The organism is Serratia sp. AS12 (assembly GCF_000214195.1).
Classification (GTDB): Bacteria; Pseudomonadota; Gammaproteobacteria; order Enterobacterales; family Enterobacteriaceae; genus Serratia; species Serratia plymuthica.
The window spans coordinates 690,032-709,322 of the sequence record NC_015566.1; the positions used below are offsets into that span (position 1 = coordinate 690,032).

Annotated in this window: 16 protein-coding genes and 1 other annotated feature; of the genes, 12 read left to right on the forward strand and 4 right to left on the reverse strand. The window is 56.4% G+C overall.

Translation table 11 applies throughout. The annotated features are described in order from the left end of the window. Positions 1-147: 147 nt before the first annotated feature. From thrL to thrC, 4 genes are all read left to right on the forward strand, one after another. Positions 148-216: a thr operon leader peptide gene (gene thrL / locus SERAS12_RS25285; protein ID WP_100220745.1), complete on the forward strand. Its 69-nt coding sequence runs from the start codon at positions 148-150 to the stop codon at positions 214-216. Continuing rightward, positions 155-273: a sequence feature (Thr leader region), on the forward strand. (Overlaps the previous gene by 62 nt.) 25 nt (positions 274-298) lie before the next feature. Further along, a complete protein-coding gene (thrA, locus tag SERAS12_RS03185) occupies positions 299-2,758 on the forward strand; it encodes a bifunctional aspartate kinase/homoserine dehydrogenase I (protein WP_013811438.1) in 2,460 nt (819 codons plus the stop codon). 1 nt (position 2,759) lies between these two features. Beyond that, on the forward strand, positions 2,760-3,689 hold the full coding sequence (gene thrB, locus SERAS12_RS03190; RefSeq protein ID WP_004949998.1) for a homoserine kinase: 930 nt from the start codon (positions 2,760-2,762) through the stop codon (positions 3,687-3,689). A gap of 3 nt (positions 3,690-3,692) precedes the next feature. Then, positions 3,693-4,982 (forward strand): threonine synthase, encoded by a 1,290-nt coding sequence (thrC, locus tag SERAS12_RS03195; protein WP_013811439.1) that lies wholly within the window; start codon positions 3,693-3,695, stop codon positions 4,980-4,982. A 57-nt stretch (positions 4,983-5,039) separates the two neighbouring features. Here thrC and yaaA read toward each other — a convergent pair whose 3' ends face one another. Together yaaA and SERAS12_RS03205 are read right to left on the reverse strand one after the other, a co-directional pair. Next, positions 5,040-5,813, reverse strand: coding sequence for a peroxide stress protein YaaA (yaaA, locus tag SERAS12_RS03200; protein ID WP_013811440.1), 774 nt, complete (start codon positions 5,811-5,813; stop codon positions 5,040-5,042). Positions 5,814-6,092: 279 nt separating this feature from the next. Then, positions 6,093-7,517 (reverse strand): sodium:alanine symporter family protein, encoded by a 1,425-nt coding sequence (locus tag SERAS12_RS03205; RefSeq protein WP_013811441.1) that lies wholly within the window; start codon positions 7,515-7,517, stop codon positions 6,093-6,095. Positions 7,518-7,884: 367 nt separating this feature from the next. Here SERAS12_RS03205 and tal point away from each other — a divergent pair, with 367 nt between their 5' ends. The 3 genes from tal to SERAS12_RS03220 all read left to right on the forward strand — a co-directional run bounded on the left by tal (position 7,885) and on the right by SERAS12_RS03220 (position 10,996). Beyond that, on the forward strand, positions 7,885-8,838 hold the full coding sequence (tal, locus tag SERAS12_RS03210; protein WP_013811442.1) for a transaldolase: 954 nt from the start codon (positions 7,885-7,887) through the stop codon (positions 8,836-8,838). A gap of 138 nt (positions 8,839-8,976) precedes the next feature. Then, a complete protein-coding gene (gene mog / locus SERAS12_RS03215) occupies positions 8,977-9,564 on the forward strand; it encodes a molybdopterin adenylyltransferase (protein WP_013811443.1) in 588 nt (195 codons plus the stop codon). Between the two features lie 124 nt (positions 9,565-9,688). Continuing rightward, a complete protein-coding gene (locus SERAS12_RS03220) occupies positions 9,689-10,996 on the forward strand; it encodes an MFS transporter (RefSeq protein ID WP_013811444.1) in 1,308 nt (435 codons plus the stop codon). Between the two features lie 46 nt (positions 10,997-11,042). Here SERAS12_RS03220 and satP read toward each other — a convergent pair whose 3' ends face one another. Continuing rightward, on the reverse strand, positions 11,043-11,642 hold the full coding sequence (gene satP, locus SERAS12_RS03225; RefSeq protein ID WP_013811445.1) for an acetate uptake transporter: 600 nt from the start codon (positions 11,640-11,642) through the stop codon (positions 11,043-11,045). 324 nt (positions 11,643-11,966) lie between these two features. Between satP and dnaK the strand changes: the two genes are divergently transcribed. The 4 genes from dnaK (at position 11,967) to nhaR (ending at position 17,620) form a co-directional block, all read left to right on the forward strand. After that, on the forward strand, positions 11,967-13,880 hold the full coding sequence (dnaK, locus tag SERAS12_RS03230; protein ID WP_013811446.1) for a molecular chaperone DnaK: 1,914 nt from the start codon (positions 11,967-11,969) through the stop codon (positions 13,878-13,880). Between the two features lie 106 nt (positions 13,881-13,986). After that, positions 13,987-15,117, forward strand: a complete 1,131-nt coding sequence (dnaJ, locus tag SERAS12_RS03235) for a molecular chaperone DnaJ (protein ID WP_013811447.1) — start codon at positions 13,987-13,989, stop codon at positions 15,115-15,117. A gap of 242 nt (positions 15,118-15,359) precedes the next feature. Then, entirely contained in the window at positions 15,360-16,526 is a 1,167-nt protein-coding gene (nhaA, locus tag SERAS12_RS03240; protein WP_013811448.1) for a Na+/H+ antiporter NhaA, read from the forward strand. 194 nt (positions 16,527-16,720) lie between these two features. Continuing rightward, a complete protein-coding gene (nhaR, locus tag SERAS12_RS03245) occupies positions 16,721-17,620 on the forward strand; it encodes a transcriptional activator NhaR (protein ID WP_004950031.1) in 900 nt (299 codons plus the stop codon). A gap of 72 nt (positions 17,621-17,692) precedes the next feature. On the opposite strand, the gene rpsT is transcribed toward nhaR, so the two are convergent. Next, positions 17,693-17,956, reverse strand: coding sequence for a 30S ribosomal protein S20 (rpsT, locus tag SERAS12_RS03250; protein WP_006317535.1), 264 nt, complete (start codon positions 17,954-17,956; stop codon positions 17,693-17,695). A 390-nt stretch (positions 17,957-18,346) separates the two neighbouring features. On the opposite strand from rpsT, the gene ribF reads away from it, so the two are divergent. Beyond that, positions 18,347-19,285 (forward strand): bifunctional riboflavin kinase/FAD synthetase, encoded by a 939-nt coding sequence (gene ribF / locus SERAS12_RS03255; protein WP_013811449.1) that lies wholly within the window; start codon positions 18,347-18,349, stop codon positions 19,283-19,285. The last annotated feature ends 6 nt before the right edge of the window (positions 19,286-19,291 follow it).

Here is a 19,291-nt window from a genome sequence, read left to right on the forward strand (position 1 = left end):
GTTCTGTCATTTGGCTTTTCTGCTATCGCATTGCTCAATCACCAGGCGGGGCGGCAAAGGAGCAAAAACAAGAAATAATTTGACTTGGGAAAGCGATTGCTTTAACCAATAGAGGGGACAGAGTATTTAATGAGACAGACAGAAAAAATGCGAAACATCAGCCTGAATATCACAATTATTACCACCACCGAAACCACAGGTAACGGGGCGGGCTGACGCGTACAGGAAACAAAAGAAAAAAGCCCGCACCTAACCAGTGCGGGCTTTTTTTTCGGCTTAAATTCGGGAGAGATCAGAAATGCGAGTGCTGAAATTTGGCGGAACCTCGGTAGCGAATGCAGAACGTTTTCTGCGCGTTGCCGACATCATGGAAAGTAACGCACGTCAGGGACAAGTAGCCACGGTATTGTCCGCGCCTGCAAAGATCACCAACCACTTGGTGGCGATGATTGAAAAAACGGTGGCCGGGCAAGACATTCTGCCAAATATGAGCGATGCGGAGCGCATCTTCGCCGACCTGCTGAGCGGCCTGGCGCAGGCTCTGCCAGGTTTCGAATACGATCGCCTGAAGACCCTGGTCGATCAGGAGTTCGCCCAACTCAAGCAGGTGCTGCACGGCGTAGCGCTGCTGGGGCAATGCCCGGACAGCGTGAACGCGGCGATTATCTGCCGTGGCGAGAAGCTCTCCATCGCCATCATGGAAGGCGTATTCCGCGCCAAAGGTTTCCCGGTGACGGTGATCAACCCGGTAGAGAAACTGCTGGCGCAGGGGCATTATCTGGAGTCGACTGTAGATATCGCCGAATCCACGTTGCGCATCGCCGCAGCGGCTATCCCGGCGGATCACATCGTGCTGATGGCCGGTTTTACCGCCGGTAATGACAAGGGTGAGCTGGTGGTACTGGGCCGTAACGGTTCCGATTATTCCGCCGCGGTGCTGGCCGCTTGTCTGCGCGCAGACTGCTGCGAGATCTGGACCGACGTAGACGGCGTTTATACCTGCGACCCGCGCACTGTGCCGGACGCCAGGTTGTTGAAGTCGATGTCGTACCAGGAGGCGATGGAGCTTTCTTATTTCGGCGCCAGCGTGCTTCACCCCCGTACCATCACACCGATTGCCCAGTTCCAAATCCCTTGCCTGATCAAAAACACCTCCAATCCGCAGGCTCCCGGCACGCTGATCGGCGGTGAAAGCGTGGATAGCGATACCCCGGTGAAGGGCATCACCAACCTGAACAACATGGCAATGATCAACGTCTCCGGCCCGGGGATGAAGGGCATGGTCGGCATGGCCGCGCGGGTGTTCGCCGTGATGTCGCGCACCGGTATTTCGGTGGTGCTGATTACCCAATCCTCTTCCGAGTACAGCATCAGCTTCTGCGTGCCGCAGAGCGAGCTGCAACGTGCGCGCCGTGCGCTGGAAGACGAATTCTACCTTGAGCTGAAAGACGGCTTGCTTGAGCCGCTGGACGTGATGGAGAAGCTGGCGATTATCTCTGTCGTGGGCGACGGCATGCGCACCTTGCGTGGCATCTCGGCCCGCTTCTTCTCCGCGCTGGCGCGCGCCAATATCAACATTGTCGCTATCGCTCAGGGCTCGTCGGAGCGTTCCATCTCGGTGGTAGTCAGCAATGATTCCGCTACCACCGGCGTTCGCGTCAGCCACCAGATGCTGTTCAATACCGATCAGGTGATTGAAGTGTTTGTCATCGGCGTCGGCGGCGTCGGCGGCGCCTTGATCGAACAGATTTATCGCCAGCAGCCGTGGCTGAAGCAAAAGCATATCGATCTGCGCATCTGCGGCATCGCCAATTCCCGAGCCATGCTGACCAATGTGCACGGTATTGCTCTGGAGAGTTGGAACGAGGAACTGGCCGCAGCTAAAGAACCGTTCAATCTGGGCCGCCTGATCCGTCTGGTGAAGGAGTATCACCTGCTGAACCCGGTGATTGTCGACTGTACCTCCAGCCAGGCGGTTGCCGACCAATACGCGGATTTCCTGGCTGATGGTTTCCACGTGGTGACGCCGAACAAGAAGGCCAACACCTCGTCGATGAACTACTATCAACAGCTGCGCACCGCCGCTGCCGGCTCACGCCGCAAGTTCCTGTACGACACCAACGTTGGCGCGGGTTTGCCGGTTATCGAGAACCTGCAGAATCTGCTGAATGCTGGCGATGAGTTGACGCGTTTCTCCGGCATCCTGTCCGGTTCGCTGTCGTTTATTTTCGGCAAACTGGACGAAGGCATGTCGCTGTCGGCGGCGACCCTGGAGGCCAAGGCCAAAGGATTCACCGAGCCGGATCCGCGTGACGACCTTTCCGGCATGGACGTGGCCCGCAAGCTGCTGATCCTGGCCCGTGAGGCGGGTTACAAGCTGGAACTGGGGGACATTGAGGTCGAGTCGGTGCTGCCGCCGTCCTTTGACGCTTCCGGTGATGTGGAGACCTTCCTGGCGCGCCTGCCGGAGCTGGATAAAGAATACGCCCGCAACGTGGCTAACGCCGCCGAGCAGGGTAAGGTGTTGCGCTACGTCGGCGTGATCGAAGATGGCCGCTGTCAGGTGCGCATTGATGCGGTAGACGGCAACGATCCGTTGTATAAAGTGAAGAACGGTGAGAACGCCCTGGCCTTCTACAGCCGTTACTATCAACCGTTACCCTTGGTGCTGCGCGGTTACGGCGCCGGTAATGATGTGACGGCGGCGGGGGTATTTGCCGACCTGTTGCGCACACTGTCATGGAAGTTGGGAGTTTAATATGGTTAAGGTGTATGCACCGGCCTCAATTGGCAACGTCAGCGTCGGCTTCGACGTTCTGGGTGCAGCGGTGTCTCCGATCGACGGCACCCTGTTGGGCGATTGCGTCAGCGTGGAAGCCGCCGAAACGTTCAGCCTGCAAAATGCCGGCCGCTTTGTCAGCAAACTGCCTGACGATCCGAAAGAAAATATCGTCTATCAATGCTGGGAGCGTTTTTGCCAGGAGATAGGCCGGCAGATCCCGGTGGCGATGCGGCTGGAGAAAAACATGCCGATCGGTTCCGGGCTGGGCTCCAGCGCCTGTTCGGTGGTTGCCGGGTTGATGGCGATGAATGAATTCTGCAACCGTCCGCTGGACAAAATGACGCTGTTGGGCCTGATGGGCGAGCTGGAAGGCCGCATTTCCGGCAGCGTGCATTACGACAACGTGGCGCCATGCTACCTGGGCGGCCTGCAACTGATGCTGGAAGAAGAGGGTTTCATCAGCCAGGAAGTGCCCTGCTTTAAAGATTGGTTGTGGGTGATGGCCTACCCGGGCATCAAGGTGTCCACCGCCGAAGCGCGCGCTATCCTGCCCGCGCAGTACCGCCGTCAGGACTGCATCAGCCATGGTCGCTATCTGGCAGGCTTTATCCATGCCTGCCACACCCAGCAGCCGCGTCTGGCAGCCAAACTGATGCAGGACGTGATTGCCGAGCCGTACCGCACCCGCCTGCTGCCGGGCTTTGCCGACGCGCGCAAGGCCGCGCAGGACATCGGCGCTCTGGCTTGCGGCATCTCCGGCTCCGGCCCGACGCTGTTCGCCGTCTGTGACGACGGCGCCACCGCACAACGCATGGCCGACTGGCTGACCAATCACTATCTGCAAAACGACGAAGGTTTTGTTCATATTTGCCGTCTGGATACCGCAGGCGCACGACTACTGGGATAACGCATGAAACTGTACAACCTTAAGGATCACAACGAGCAGGTCAGCTTCGCGCAGGCGATCAAACAGGGCCTGGGCAAACAGCAAGGGCTGTTTTTCCCGCTGGAGCTGCCGGAGTTTGAACTGACCGAAATCGATCACCTGCTGGAGCAGGACTTTGTCACCCGCAGCACCCGTATCCTGTCGGCGTTTATCGGCGATGAAGTGTCGGAAGAGGCGCTGCATAAGCGCGTGGCGGCGGCGTTTGAATTCCCTGCGCCGGTTGCGCAAGTAGAAGACGACATTGCCTGTCTGGAGCTGTTCCACGGCCCGACGCTGGCGTTCAAAGACTTCGGTGGCCGCTTTATGGCACAGATGCTGGCGGAAGTGGCGGGCGATCAGCCGGTGACTATCCTGACGGCGACCTCCGGCGATACCGGCGCCGCTGTAGCGCACGCTTTCTACGGCCTGAAGAACGTACGCGTGGTCATCTTGTATCCGCAGGGCAAAATCAGCCCGCTGCAGGAAAAACTGTTCTGCACCCTGGGTGGCAATATCCACACCGTGGCGATCGACGGTGACTTCGATGCTTGCCAGGCGCTGGTGAAACAGGCCTTTGACGATCAGGAGCTGAAAGAGGCGCTGCACCTGAACTCGGCAAACTCCATCAATATCAGCCGCCTGCTGGCGCAGATTTGCTACTACTTCGAAGCGGTGGCGCAATTGCCGCAGGAAGCGCGCAATCAACTGGTGATCTCGGTGCCAAGCGGCAACTTCGGCGATCTGACCGCCGGTCTGCTGGCCAAGTCGCTGGGCCTGCCGGTGAAGCGTTTTATCGCTGCCACCAATGCCAACGATACCGTGCCGCGCTTCCTGACCAACGGTCAGTGGCAGCCGCAGGCTACGGTCGCGACGCTGTCGAATGCGATGGACGTAAGCCAGCCGAACAACTGGCCGCGGGTGGAAGAGCTGTTCCGTCGTAAAATCTGGCAGTTGAAAGATCTGGGCCACGCTACGGTGAGCGATGAAACCACCAGGGACACCATGCGGGAGCTGGCGCAATTGGGGTATCTTTCAGAACCGCATGCCGCGATTGCTTACCGCGCTCTGCGCGATCAACTGCGGGAAGGGGAGTTTGGTTTGTTCCTCGGCACCGCGCATCCGGCCAAGTTCAAAGAGAGCGTAGAAGAGATCCTCGGCCAGGAACTGCCGCTGCCGAAGGCGCTGGCACTGCGTGCCGATTTGCCGCTGCTGTCCCACAGCCTGCCGGCCGGTTTCGCCGAGTTGCGTAAATTCCTGATGGCTCTGCCGGCCTGAAACCGCTCAGCCTAAAAACGAAAGCCGTCATTGCGACGGCTTTTTTTTGCGTTCTTTTTACTGTTCGGGGCGTTTGAAGACCAGTTCATTGCCTTTGGAGTCGGCTTCATCAAAGACGTAGCCTTCCAGATTGAAACCAAGCAGTTGTTCGCGCTGCGTCAGGCGGTTTTTGATGATAAAGCGGCTCATCAGCCCACGCGCTTTTTTTGCGTAGAAACTGATCACCTTATATTTGCCGTTCTTCTCGTCGAGAAACACCGGTTTGATCAGCGTGCCGTGCAGTTTGGCCGGTTTCACCGATTTGAAGTATTCGTCGGAAGCCAGATTGACCACCACGTCGTCGCCCTGTTGTTCCAGCGCCTCGTTCAACTTTTTGGTGATCTGCTCGCCCCAGAAACTGTACAAGTCTTTGCCCTTGGGATTCTCCAGCCTGATGCCCATCTCCAGCCGGTAAGGCATCATCAGATCGAGCGGGCGCAGCACGCCATATAAGCCGGACAGCATCCGCAGATGCTGCTGGGCGAAATCAAAGTCGTCTTCACTGAAGTCCTGCGCCTGCAGCCCGGTATACACATCGCCTTTAAACGCCAATAACGCCTGGCGGGCGGTGTCTGGGGTGAATTTAGGCTGCCAGTCGCTGAAGCGAGCGGCGTTCAGGCCGGCCAGTTTATCGCTGATGCCCATCAGGCTGGAGATTTGCGCCGGCGTCAGTTCGCGGCAGATTTTGATCAGTTGCTTCGACTTGTCCAGCAATTCGGGCTGCGTGAAGCGTTCTGTCGCCAGCGGACTTGCGTAATCAAGGGTTTTTGCAGGTGAAATAATAACGAGCATGGCCAGATCCTGTTTATCCAAGAGCGGATACTGTAGCAAAAAGCGCGAGAAAAAGGGGCAATGGGTCTGATACCCGTCGCCTTTCAAGCTGCAGCGTTGTTGGCCGCAGGCGCTTACTCCAGTTACTTACTCAAGTAAGCGCCTGGGGTAAGCGACTTTGCCGCCTGGCTGTGCCGTACAGGGATGTACAAATGCCGCGAGCGCATGGATGCGGCTTGAGCGGCCAACTCGAAATTCATAGGGTATAGGAAGAGAGCTGTGATACGCGCCCGTATAAAATTAATCTTTATCCCACACGCCCGGTTCAAGCTGGGATTTCAGCTCGGGAAAACGCTTCGCGTCGAACGTGGGTAATTGCCCGAGCTTGCGCTGGCGGTGGTAGTCGTTGGCCAGCCTCAGCGCCACGCGCGACAGCAGCAGGATCGCCGTCAGGTTGGTGATCGCCATCAGCGCCATCGAGGTGTCGGCCATTTTCCACACCACCGGCAGCTCGGCCAGTGCGCCAAACATCACCATGCCCAGCGCCGCGCAGCGGAAAATCGTCAACCTGGCCGGGTGGTTGTGTTCAAGGAACACCAGATTGCTCTCGGCGTAGGCATAGTTGGCAATGATCGAGGTGAAAGCGAAAAAGAAAATGGCAACGGCGACAAACGGAGCTCCCCAACTGCCGACGGCGGCGGACAGCGCCCGTTGGGTGATATCGATGCCGCTGACGCTGGCTGCCGGCTGATCCAGCACCCCGGACGAGAGAATGATCGCGGCGGTGGCGCTGCAGATAACGACAGTATCGATGAAGACCCCAAACATCTGCACGTAGCCCTGCGAGGCGGGATGCGGGGGGTAAGGTGACGCGGAGGCCGCCGCATTGGGCGCGGAGCCCATGCCGGCCTCATTGGAGAACAGACCGCGCTGAACGCCTTGGGCCATCGCCTGCGAAATGCCATAGCCGACGGCACCGGCCGCCGCTTCCTGCAGCCCGAAGGCACTCTTGAGCACCAGCGTTAGGATCGTCGACATCTGCTCACTATTGTGGCCAATCACCCAGAAAGCCAGCAACAGATAGGCGCCGGCCATCAGCGGCACCACCCGTTCGGCCACGCGCGCGACGGAACGGATGCCACCGAAGATCACGATGCCGCTCAGCAACACCAGGCCGATCCCCACGTGCAGCGGCTTCACGTTGAAAGCCACAGCGGAAGCCTGGGCGATGGTGTTGGCCTGGACGGCATTAAACACCAAGCCGAAGGCGATGATCAGGAAAAGGGAGAACAGCACGCCCATCCAGCGCATGCCCAGGCCCTTTTCCATATAGTAGGCCGGGCCGCCGCGGTAATTGCCCTGATCGTCTTTGGTTTTGTAGAGCTGGGCGAGACTGCTTTCAACGAACGAGGTGGACATGCCGATAAACGCCACAACCCACATCCAGAAGATAGCCCCCGGGCCGCCGGCAGTGAGGGCTATCGCCACGCCGGTCAGGTTACCGGTACCGGCGCGTGCCGCCAGGGTGGTACACAGCGCCTGAAAAGAGGAGATGCCTGCGCTGTCGCTTTTGTTGCTGTGCTTCAGCACCGAGAACATGTGGCTGAAATGGCGGACCTGAATAAAGCGGGTGCGCAGGGTGAAATAAATGCCCGTACCCAGCAGCAAATAAATCAGTACCGCATCCCACAAAACAGTGTTTATAAAATCTATCAGGTCCGTCACGGATCCCTCCTTGATGAGATTTACCGCACACCGCGGGTGAAAATACATTGAGTCAGTTTTTACAATAGCTTAGCTGAATTCAGCCGGGTTCAGATGAATTGAGATTTGTCTCAAGGCTCTGGATCCATCGCCTCATTTGGCGCGAATTTAACATAATTCATTTCATCGATAGCACGTTATTGCCTTTTCATTAGCTCGGGAATGACGAAAGATATCTGCGTAAACGGTTGCTCGCCCAAGGAAAAAATCAACGCCGTCTGGCCGTGATTTTCCAGCCTTGCACCGGGCCTTGCGCATGTTATTATCAGGGCAGGGCATGGTTGAACGATGCCAAAAGTTCATGCACAAACGATGAGATAATGCCAACATGACCGATAAATTAACTTCCCTGCGCCAGCTCACTACTGTGGTTGCGGACACGGGCGATATCGCGGCAATGAAGCTGTATCAACCGCAAGACGCCACCACCAATCCTTCGCTGATCCTCAATGCAGCTCAAATTCCTGAATACCGTAAACTGATTGACGAAGCCATTGCCTGGGCGCGCGAGCAGAGCAGCGATCGCGAACAGCAGATCGCCGATGCCGCCGACAAGCTGGCCGTCAACATTGGTCTGGAAATCCTTAAACTGGTTCCGGGCCGCATCTCCACGGAAGTGGACGCACGTCTGTCCTACGACACCGTAGCCAGCGTTGCCAAGGCCAAGCGCCTGATCAAACTGTACAACGATGCCGGCATCAGCAACGATCGCATCCTGATCAAACTGGCTTCTACCTGGCAGGGCATCCGCGCAGCGGAGCAGCTGGAAAAAGAAGGCATCAACTGTAACCTGACCCTGCTGTTCTCCTTCGCTCAGGCGCGTGCCTGCGCTGAAGCCGGCGTGTTCCTGATTTCTCCGTTCGTTGGCCGTATCCTCGACTGGTACAAAGCCAATGGCGACAAGAAAGAGTTCGCGCCAAACGAAGATCCGGGCGTGGTTTCCGTTACCGAGATCTACCAGTATTACAAAGAGCACGGTTACAAAACCGTAGTGATGGGCGCCAGCTTCCGTAACGTGGGCGAAATCATCGAGCTGGCCGGCTGTGACCGTCTGACCATCGCCCCTGCTCTGCTGAAAGAACTGGCAGAGAGCGAAGGCGCACTGGAACGTAAACTGGCTTACACCGGCGAAGTAAAAGCGCGCCCTGCAGCGCTGACCGAGCCTGAGTTCTACTGGCAGCACAACCAGGATCCAATGGCGGTTGAGAAACTGACCGACGGTATCCGCAAGTTTGCCGTAGACCAGGGCAAGCTGGAAAAAATGATCGCCGATCTGCTGTAATTACCGCAATCAGCGCGAAAAAGGTGGCTTAGGCCGCCTTTTTTTATGCTCGCCGCGCCCGGCGGAGGGCAGACACTTTATACTCTCAGGATTAATAACAGGATGGGAAGTGAACCCATCAGGCTGTAGAGGTTACGCATGGACATATTACGTATTGGTTTGGTTTCTGTTTCCGACCGCGCTTCCGGCGGTGTTTACCAGGATAAAGGCATTCCGGCATTGGAAGAGTGGCTGACCGCCGCACTCGTCTCACCCTTTAAAGTGGAAACCCGTTTGATCCCCGATGAGCAGACGCTTATTGAACAGACTCTGTGCGAGCTGGTGGACGAGATGGGTTGCCATCTGGTGTTGACCACCGGCGGTACTGGCCCGGCCCGGCGCGATGTGACGCCTGATGCCACCCTGGCGATAGCCGATCGCGTGATGCCCGGCTTCGGCGAGCAAATGCGGCAAATCAGCCTACACTATGTGCCAACGGCAATTCTTTCACGCCAGGTCGGGGCGATCCGCAAACAGGCGTTGATCATCAACCTGCCGGGGCAGCCGAAGTCGATCAAGGAAACGCTGGAAGGGGTGAAGGATGAGCAGGGCAATACGGTGGTGCACGGCATTTTCGCCAGCGTGCCTTATTGCATCCAATTGCTCGAAGGGCCTTATGTGGAAACGCAGGCGGCGGTGGTAGCAGCATTTCGCCCGAAGAACGCGCGCCGCGAGATAAACCTCTAAATTTCAGCGATCTGTGAGATTAGCTTCAGTGCGTCTGGTGTGAAAATAATTTGCCGCTATAGTAAGAATTCGTTTACAGAAAGCCTGCGGCTTTTATTTCTACAGCCTTTTCCGACGGTACCCTATGCCTCACGATAATAATCGCCGGTTAAACCGGCAAGACTACAAAACTCTGACGTTGGCTGCCCTCGGCGGTGCGCTGGAGTTTTATGACTTCATCATTTTCGTCTTTTTTGCCGCGGTGATGGGCGAGCTGTTTTTCCCGGCGGACATGCCGGAATGGCTGCGACAGGTGCAGACCTTCGGTATCTTCGCCGCCGGTTATCTGGCCCGGCCGCTGGGCGGCATCGTGATGGCGCATTTCGGCGATCGGGTTGGTCGCAAAAAAATGTTCAGCCTGAGCATTCTGCTGATGGCGTTACCGACCCTGGCGATGGGCCTGTTGCCCACTTACGCCAATATCGGCATTGCCGCACCGCTGTTACTGTTGCTGATGCGCGTGTTGCAAGGGGCGGCGATTGGCGGTGAAGTGCCGGGCGCCTGGGTATTTGTCGCCGAGCATGTGCCGCGCCGCCGTATCGGCTTCGCCTGTGGCACGCTGACCGCCGGCCTGACCGTCGGCATCCTGCTGGGGTCGCTGGTCGCGACGGTGATCAACACCACCCTGAGCCAACAGACTATTCTCGACGGCGGCTGGCGCATCCCGTTCCTGCTCGGTGGCATCTTCGGGCTGGTGGCGATGTATTTGCGCCGCTGGCTGCAGGAAACGCCCATCTTCATCGAGATGCAGGCACGCAAAGCGCTGGCCAAGGAGCTGCCGCTAAAATCCGTGGTGCTTAATCATCGCAAGGAAGTGGCGGTCTCTATGCTGCTCACCTGGTTGCTGTCCGCGGGTATCGTGGTGGTCATTCTGATGACGCCAACCTACCTGCAAAAACAGTTTGGCATCGCCCCGGCGCTGTCGCTGCAGGCCAACAGCATTGCCACCATTATGCTGATTGCCGGCTGCATTGCCGCCGGGCTGTCGGCGGATCGCTTTGGCGCCAGCAAAACCTTTATCGTCGGCAGTCTATTGCTGGCCGGTTGCAGCTGGCTGTTCTATCAGACGGTGGGGATACACCCGGAAATGCTGTTCGCTTGTTATGCGCTGGTAGGCTTCAGCGTGGGGGTAGTGGGCGCGGTGCCTTACGTGATGGTGCGGGCCTTTCCGGCGGAAGTGCGATTTACCGGGATTTCGTTCTCATACAATGTTGCATACGCCATTTTTGGCGGTTTAACCCCAATATTTGTCACGCTGATCATGAAGTTAACCCCGTTAGCCCCCGCTTACTACGTACTGGCGTTGTCCGGTATCGGGCTGCTGCTGGGCATCTACCTGCACCGCGATTTAAACAGCGAAACCAAGGTGCAACGCGCCGGTTCCTACAGCTAAAAAAAAACCCTGCGACGCAGGGTTTTTTGTTTCAGGCCAAAGACAATTACGCCGTCGCCGGCACAGGCTCCGCACGTTTGGCAGTCACTTCGCCAATCGGCAGCACCGTACGGCCAAACTGCTCGTTGAGCACTTCCGCCATGGCCAGGTAAATGGCGCTGGCGCCGCAGATCACCCCTTCATAACCGGCAAAGGTCAGCAGCTCGTGGTTGCCGGTGATGTTGCCAATCGCCAGCAGGGCGAACAGCAGCGTCAGGCTGGCAAAGATGAATTGCAACGCACGATTGGCGCACAGCGTGCCGAAGAACATGAACAGGGTGAAAACGCCCCACAGCGCCAGATAGATGCCCAGCACGGTTGCGTCGGTCGGTTCGGCCAGGCCCAGGCGTGGCAGCAGCAGAATGCCGACCAGGCTCAGCCAGAAGCTGCCGTAAGAGATAAAGGCGGTCATGCCGAAGGTGTTGCCCTTCTTGTATTCCAGCAGGCCGGCCATAATCTGGGCCAGGCCACCGAAGAAAATCCCCATGCTGATGATGACGGAAGTCAGTGGGAAAAAGCCCGCGTTGTGCAGGTTCAGCAAGACGGTGGTCATCCCGAAGCCCATCAGGCCGAGAGGGCCGGGATTTGCCAACTTGTTGGTGTGCATATGTCCTCTGCGATAACAGAAAATTAACGGAAACAGCTAAGTAAATTCATAAATGGTCTGAATGGCCGAAAAACCCGTAACTTCCATCAGAGCGCGCGGCATCATAATGATCCCCTGAGCAGGAAACAATGATCTGAGTGACGATAAAAAAGAAATTTTTTTCACCTTGCCCCTTGATGCTGAGTGGGATGGCCCCATCTTATTTGCAACCGCAGTTGCTGACCGCGGGAAAGACTGAGATAGCGGGCAGTTGAAAAGCAAAAAATCGCCCGCATATAGGTTAGCAACCTGACCGATTATGAATTTATTAGTGGAGACGTTTAGATGGGCAAAATTATTGGTATCGACCTGGGGACTACCAACTCCTGCGTAGCAATTATGGATGGTGGTAAGGCGCGCGTGCTGGAAAACGCCGAGGGCGACCGCACAACTCCTTCTATTATCGCCTATACCCAAGACGGTGAGATTCTGGTTGGTCAGCCGGCTAAGCGTCAGGCTGTGACTAACCCACAAAATACCCTGTTTGCGATCAAGCGCCTGATTGGCCGTCGTTTCCAGGACGAAGAAGCACAGCGTGATAAAGACATCATGCCGTACCAAATCGTGGCCGCGGATAACGGCGACGCTTGGATCGAAGTGAAAGGCCAGAAAATCGCGCCTCCGCAGATTTCTGCTGAAGTGCTGAAGAAAATGAAGAAAACGGCGGAAGATTACCTGGGCGAACCGGTAACTGAAGCGGTTATCACCGTACCTGCCTACTTCAACGACGCACAGCGTCAGGCGACCAAAGACGCCGGCCGTATCGCAGGTCTGGAAGTAAAACGCATCATCAACGAACCGACTGCTGCAGCCCTGGCTTACGGCCTGGACAAAGAAGTCGGCAACCGCACCATCGCGGTTTATGACCTGGGCGGCGGTACTTTCGATATTTCCATTATCGAAATCGACGACGTTGACGGCGAAAAAACCTTCGAAGTTCTGGCAACCAACGGTGACACCCACCTGGGTGGCGAAGACTTCGACAGCCGCCTGATCAACTACCTGGTTGAAGAGTTCAAGAAAGATCAGGGTATGGATCTTCGTAAAGATCCGCTGGCAATGCAGCGTCTGAAAGAAGCCGCAGAGAAAGCGAAGATTGAGCTGTCTTCCGCTCAGCAGACCGACGTCAACCTGCCGTACATCACGGCAGACGCGAGCGGCCCGAAACACATGAACATCAAAGTGACCCGCGCCAAACTCGAGTCGCTGGTCGAAGATCTGGTTGCGCGTTCTATCGAGCCGCTGAAAGTTGCGCTGACTGACGCAGGCCTGTCGGTCTCCGACATTCAGGATGTGATCCTGGTGGGCGGTCAGACCCGTATGCCAATGGTTCAGAAGAAAGTGGCTGATTTCTTCGGTAAAGAACCGCGTAAAGACGTTAACCCGGACGAAGCCGTTGCGGTAGGTGCTGCGGTACAGGGCGGCGTGTTGGCCGGTGATGTGAAGGACGTTCTGCTGCTGGACGTTACCCCGCTGTCGCTGGGTATCGAAACCATGGGCAGCGTGATGACTCCGCTGATCACCAAAAACACCACCATCCCGACCAAGCACAGCCAGGTGTTCTCTACCGCTGAAGACAACCAGTCTGCGGTAACCATCCATGTACTGCAGGGTGAGCGTAAACGCGCTAACGATAACAAGTCGCTGGGCCAGTTCAACCTGGACGGCATCCAGGCTGCTCCACGTGGTATGGCGCAGATCGAAGTCACCTTCGACATCGACGCCGACGGTATTTTGCACGTGTCTGCCAAAGACAAGAATACCGGTCGTGAGCAGAAAATCACCATCAAGGCTTCTTCTGGTCTGAACGAAGAAGAAATCCAGAAAATGGTGCGTGATGCCGAGCTGAACGCCGAAGCTGACCGTAAGTTCGAAGAGCTGGTGCAGACCCGTAACCAGGCCGATCACCTGATCCACGGCACCCGCAAGCAGTTGGAAGAAGCGGGCGACAAACTGCCGGCGGAAGACAAAACGGCTATCGAAGCGGCGCTGAAAGATCTGGAAGTGGCGGTTAAAGGCGAAGACAAAGCCGAGATCGAAGCCAAGACCCAGGCGCTGGTGCAGGTTTCCGGCAAGCTGCTGGAAATGGCTCAGGCGCAGCAGGCTCAGCAAGGTGCTGATGCCGGTGCTGACAACGCGGCGCAGAAAGACGACGACGTGGTTGACGCTGAGTTCGAAGAAGTTAAAGACAAGAAATAATCGCCCTTAAGCGGGCACGTAACGGCCGTCAGGCCGCTACTGGAAACCAGCACGGGCGTCGAGGCAACTCTACGCCCGTGCACGCATGTTAAGGGTAAGAGAAATAATGGCGAAGAAAGACTATTACGAGATTCTCGGCGTCTCCAAGACGGCGGAAGAGCGTGAGATAAAAAAGGCGTATAAGCGCCTGGCGATGAAATACCATCCTGACCGCAACCAGGAGAAAGACGCCGAAGCCCAATTTAAAGAGGTCAAGGAAGCCTACGAGGTTCTGACCGACGCTCAAAAACGCGCGGCCTACGATCAGTACGGCCATGCAGCCTTTGAACAGGGCGGCATGGGTGGCGGTGGCGGGTTTGGTGGCGGCGGCGCCGACTTCAGCGATATCTTTGGCGACGTATTCGGCGACATCTTCGGTGGTGGCCGCCGTCAGCGCGCCAGCCGCGGTTCCGATCTGCGCTACAACATGGAGCTCTCCCTCGAGGAAGCGGTTCGTGGCGTTACCAAAGAGATCCGTATCCCGACGCTGGAAGAGTGTGGCGTTTGTCACGGCAGCGGCGCGAAGCCCGGCAGCTCGCCGGTGACCTGTCCGACCTGTCATGGTCAGGGCCAGGTGCAAATGCGCCAGGGCTTCTTTACCGTGCAGCAGGCCTGTCCGCACTGTCATGGCCGCGGTCAGATCATCAAAGATCCTTGCAACAGCTGCCACGGCCACGGCCGGGTAGAGAAAGCCAAAACGCTGTCGGTGAAAATCCCGGCCGGTGTAGATACCGGTGACCGCATCCGCCTGGCGGGTGAGGGCGAAGCGGGTGAACAGGGCGCGCCAGCGGGCGATTTGTACGTTCAGGTTCAGGTAAAGGCGCACCCGATCTTCGAGCGTGAAGGCAATAACCTGTACTGTGAAGTGCCGATTAACTTCGCGATGGCAGCATTGGGCGGCGAGATTGAAGTGCCGACGCTGGATGGCCGCGTGAAGCTGAAAGTGCCTGCGGAAACCCAGACGGGCAAACTGTTCCGCATGCGCGGCAAGGGCGTCAAATCTGTGCGTGGCGGCAGTCAGGGCGACCTGCTGTGCCGCGTGGTGGTGGAGACCCCGGTTAACCTGAACGACAAGCAGAAGCAGTTGTTGAAAGAGCTGGAAGAGAGCCTTGGCGGGCCATCCGGCGACAAAAACAGCCCGCGCTCGAAGACCTTCTTCGACGGCGTGAAAAAGTTCTTTGACGACCTGACGCGTTAACCTGCTGTTTACGTTAGCGTAATGCATAAAACCCCGGCGTCGAATCCGGGGTTTTTTATTGCTTTCGGGATCTCAACACCCTTCATTAAAATGTGACTTACCTCTTTTATTGCTCGGTTTTTACGATGTTTATAGCATTTATAAACGTGTTTTATCGAGTTAAAACGGCGTCTATACTCATTCCATTACTTTGTCTGCGGGGCGGTTTTCCTAAGCCTCGCAATGCTGTGGAGAGACGTATTGTGACCAACATTATTCGTCAGTTTTTACGTCAGGAAGCCGCGGGCGGCATTATCCTGATTGTGGCCGCGATTATCGCGTTGATCATGGCCAATACCCCAGCTCAGGGGATTTATCACGCTTTTCTCGATTTACCGGTCATGGTGAAAATCTCCTCGCTGGAGATTGGCAAACCCTTGCTGTTGTGGATTAACGACGGCCTGATGGCGATCTTTTTCCTGGTGGTCGGGCTGGAAGTTAAGCGTGAGTTGATGGAAGGCTCATTGGCCGGGCGCGACAAGGCGGTATTTCCGGCGATCGCCGCGTTGGGCGGTATGCTGGCGCCGGCGTTGATTTATTTGATGTTCAACGGTGCGGATGAGGTCACCCGTCAGGGCTGGGCAATCCCGGCGGCAACCGACATTGCGTTCGCCCTTGGGGTTATGGCGCTGTTGGGGAACCGCGTTCCCACCAGCCTGAAGGTGTTCCTGTTGGCGCTGGCAATTATCGACGATCTGGGCGTGATCGTGATTATCGCGTTGTTCTATACCCATGAAGTGTCGATGGCGGCGCTGGGCGTGGCTGCGGCTTCCATTGCCGTGCTGGCGTTGATGAACTGGCGCGGCGTGGGGAAAACCTCGCTCTATATGCTTGTCGGCCTGGTGTTGTGGGTGGCGATCCTGAAGTCCGGGGTGCATGCGACGCTGGCTGGGGTGATCGTCGGCTTTATGATACCGCTGCATGTGAAAAAGGGGCCATCGCCGTCAGAGACGCTGGAGCATGGGCTGCACCCCTGGGTGGCGTTCCTGATACTGCCGCTGTTTGCCTTTGCCAACGCCGGCGTTTCATTGCAGGGCGTGTCACTGAGCGGGCTGGTCTCGCTGTTGCCGATGGGGATTACCGCGGGGCTGTTTATCGGTAAGCCATTGGGTATCTTCACTTTTAGCCTGCTCGCAGTGAAGTTGGGCATTGCCCGTCTGCCTGAAGGAATTGGTTTCAAACAGGTGTTTGCTGTTTCTGTGCTCTGTGGTATTGGTTTCACCATGTCGATCTTCATCGCTTCGCTGGCTTTTGGCGATGCGGATGTTGCATTAAGCACCTACTCGCGGCTGGGTATCCTGATGGGTTCCACCACCGCGGCGGTAGTGGGATACGGGCTGTTGCGTCTGTCATTACCTCGAGTCAGATAACTCCTTTAGGGGATCCCTTGTTGATGGGGACACACTACAATAGCTGGTCGGAGCTGTTCGGTATAAAATATGTTCAGCTTCGACCATTCTGTTTAGGACGAATGCAGCAACAGGTTGTCTGAAACATTACAAGGACATTAATCGCTCATCACGGCAGGCCTTTTGCCGATGCGAAACGTTAAGGAGAGCACCTCGTGAGGATGTCGCATATCAACTTTAATCACCTTTACTACTTCTGGCAGGTCTGCAAAGAAGGTTCGGTGGTCGGTGCCGCCGAAGCGTTGTTTCTGACGCCACAGACCATTACCGGCCAGATCAAGGCGCTGGAAGAACGTTTGGACGGCAAGCTGTTCAAGCGTCAGGGGCGTGGGCTGGTGCCTTCAGAGCTGGGGCAGCTGGTTTTCCGTTATGCTGACAAGATGTTTATGCTCAGCCAGGAAATGCTGGATATCGTCAACTATCGCAAAGAATCGAATCTGCTGTTCGACGTGGGGGTAGCCGATGCGCTTTCAAAACGTCTGGTGAGTCAGGTTCTGGAAACGGCGGTAGTGGTGGACAACGAGCAAATCCACCTGCGTTGCTTTGAATCAACGCATGAGATGCTGTTGGAACAGCTCAGCCAGCACAAACTGGATATGATCCTGTCAGACTGCCCGGTGGATTCCAGCCAGCAGGAAGGGTTGTTTTCGCTCAAACTGGGCGAGTGCGGCATTAGCTTCTTCTGCCGCCAGCCGGCGCCGGACCTGCCGTTCCCTGCCTGTCTGGAGCAGCGCAAGCTGCTGATACCCGGCCGCCGTTCGATGCTGGGGCGTAAACTGCTCAACTGGTTTAACACCCAGGGCATTCAGGTGGAAATTCTGGGCGAGTTTGATGATGCTGCGCTGATGAAGACATTTGGCATGTACCACAACGCGATCTTCGTTGCGCCGACTCTGTATGCGCAGGACACTTATAACGATGATGACGTGGTGGAGATTGGGCGTATTGATAGCGTACAGGAAGAGTACTACATCATCTTTGCCGAGCGAATGATCCAGCATCCGGCGGTACAAAGGGTGTGCAACAAGGATTTCTCGGCGCTGTTTGCTTACTAGATAGAACGGGTATTGCAGACGTAAAAAAACCGGCCTGAGCCGGTTTTTTTTATCAAGCAGACAACACGATGCTTATTGCATTGCGTTGATGCGCGCCGACAAGTTTGACTTATGACGTGCTGCTTTATTTTTGTGGATCAGACCTTTAGCAGCCTTGCGGTCCACGATTGGTTGCATTACGTTGAATGCGTTTTGTGCTACTTCTTTGTCGCCAGCTACGATTGCCGCTTCTACTTTCTTGATGTAGGTACGCATCATTGAACGACCACTAGCGTTATGCTTGCGGCGTTTCTCAGACTGTACGGCGCGTTTCTTAGCTGATTTGATATTAGCCAAGGTCCAACTCCCAAATATATTCTATTGAGGACAATTCGAAGGCCGAGGAATATGCCCTTTTGGCCTGCGTTTGTCAATGAATTTGTGCAAATAAGCGCCGTTTGTACGGGCGGCACTTGCTACGTTGTGATGGCGCAGGATTTTACCAGCTTCGGTCATGGGAATACAGTCTTTCGCGAGAAAATTCGCCAATGATTTGCCGCCGTGGTCGCAAGCCATTGGCTGTAGTCGGTAATCGCGTTTATAGCACCGGATAAACTGCGGTCTGGGCGTTTCACCTGCAGATTATCTCCGGTATGGTATGTCTATTACATAAAGGCACCAATCGCGGGTTAACCTTAACCGCTGTACAAGGTATAATCCGGCGATTTCCACTGTTTTGAGCCAGCTATGCAGCTAATTCGCGGCGTTCACAATATCCGGGCACGTCACCATGGTTGCGTGCTCACCATCGGCAACTTTGACGGCGTACACCGCGGTCACCAGGCGTTGCTGGAGCAGCTGAAGCAAGAAGGGCAGCGTCTGGGTCTGCCCGTGATGGTCATGATCTTTGAGCCGCAGCCGCTGGAAATGTTTGCAGCGGACAAGGCACCGGCCCGGCTCACGCGTTTGCGTGATAAGGCAAAATACCTGGCACAGGCGGGGGTAGATTACCTGCTGTGCGTCAAGTTTGATCCGCGTTTCGCCGCCAACACCGCCCAGGCGTTCGTCGCCGAACTGCTGGTGGAAAAGCTTGGCGTGAAATTCCTGATGGTCGGGGATGATTTTCGCTTTGGCGCAGCCCGCCAGGGCGATTTTCCGTTATTGCAAAAAGCCGGGGAAGAATACGGCTTTGAGGTGATCAGTACGCCGACCTTCCGCGAAGGCGATCAGCGTATCAGCAGCACGGCCATTCGCAATGCGCTGCGCGATGATGACCTGGCGCAGGCGGAAACGCTGTTGGGCCATCCGTACAGCATTTCTGGCCGGGTGGTGCACGGCGATGAACTGGGCCGCACCATTGGCTTCCCAACCGCCAACCTGCCGCTGAAGCGCCTGGTTGCGCCGGTGAAAGGGGTTTATGCAGTGGATGTTTATGGTCTGGGCTCTGAACCGCTCCCTGGCGTGGCCAATATCGGCACGCGCCCGACCGTTGCCGGTGTGCGACAGCAGCTGGAAGTCCACCTGCTGGATGTCACAATGGATCTTTACGGGCGCCATATTGACGTGGTGCTCCGCGCGAAATTGCGCAATGAACAGCGTTTTGCTTCGCTCGATGCGCTGAAGCAGCAAATCGCCAATGATGTGGTGACGGCCCGGAAGTTCTTCGGGCTACAGACACCGGTTTAATCTCTA

Coding starts and splice junctions, on each gene's coding strand:
- satP (WP_013811445.1), bottom strand. CDS start 11,642: ATGCACACCAACAAGTTGGCAAATCCCGGCCCTCTCGGCCTGATGGGC.
- yaaA (WP_013811440.1), bottom strand. CDS start 5,813: ATGCTCGTTATTATTTCACCTGCAAAAACCCTTGATTACGCAAGTCCG.
- mog (WP_013811443.1), top strand. CDS start 8,977: ATGGACATATTACGTATTGGTTTGGTTTCTGTTTCCGACCGCGCTTCC.
- dnaJ (WP_013811447.1), top strand. CDS start 13,987: ATGGCGAAGAAAGACTATTACGAGATTCTCGGCGTCTCCAAGACGGCG.
- thrC (WP_013811439.1), top strand. CDS start 3,693: ATGAAACTGTACAACCTTAAGGATCACAACGAGCAGGTCAGCTTCGCG.
- ribF (WP_013811449.1), top strand. CDS start 18,347: ATGCAGCTAATTCGCGGCGTTCACAATATCCGGGCACGTCACCATGGT.
- thrB (WP_004949998.1), top strand. CDS start 2,760: ATGGTTAAGGTGTATGCACCGGCCTCAATTGGCAACGTCAGCGTCGGC.
- SERAS12_RS03220 (WP_013811444.1), top strand. CDS start 9,689: ATGCCTCACGATAATAATCGCCGGTTAAACCGGCAAGACTACAAAACT.
- dnaK (WP_013811446.1), top strand. CDS start 11,967: ATGGGCAAAATTATTGGTATCGACCTGGGGACTACCAACTCCTGCGTA.
- thrA (WP_013811438.1), top strand. CDS start 299: ATGCGAGTGCTGAAATTTGGCGGAACCTCGGTAGCGAATGCAGAACGT.
- tal (WP_013811442.1), top strand. CDS start 7,885: ATGACCGATAAATTAACTTCCCTGCGCCAGCTCACTACTGTGGTTGCG.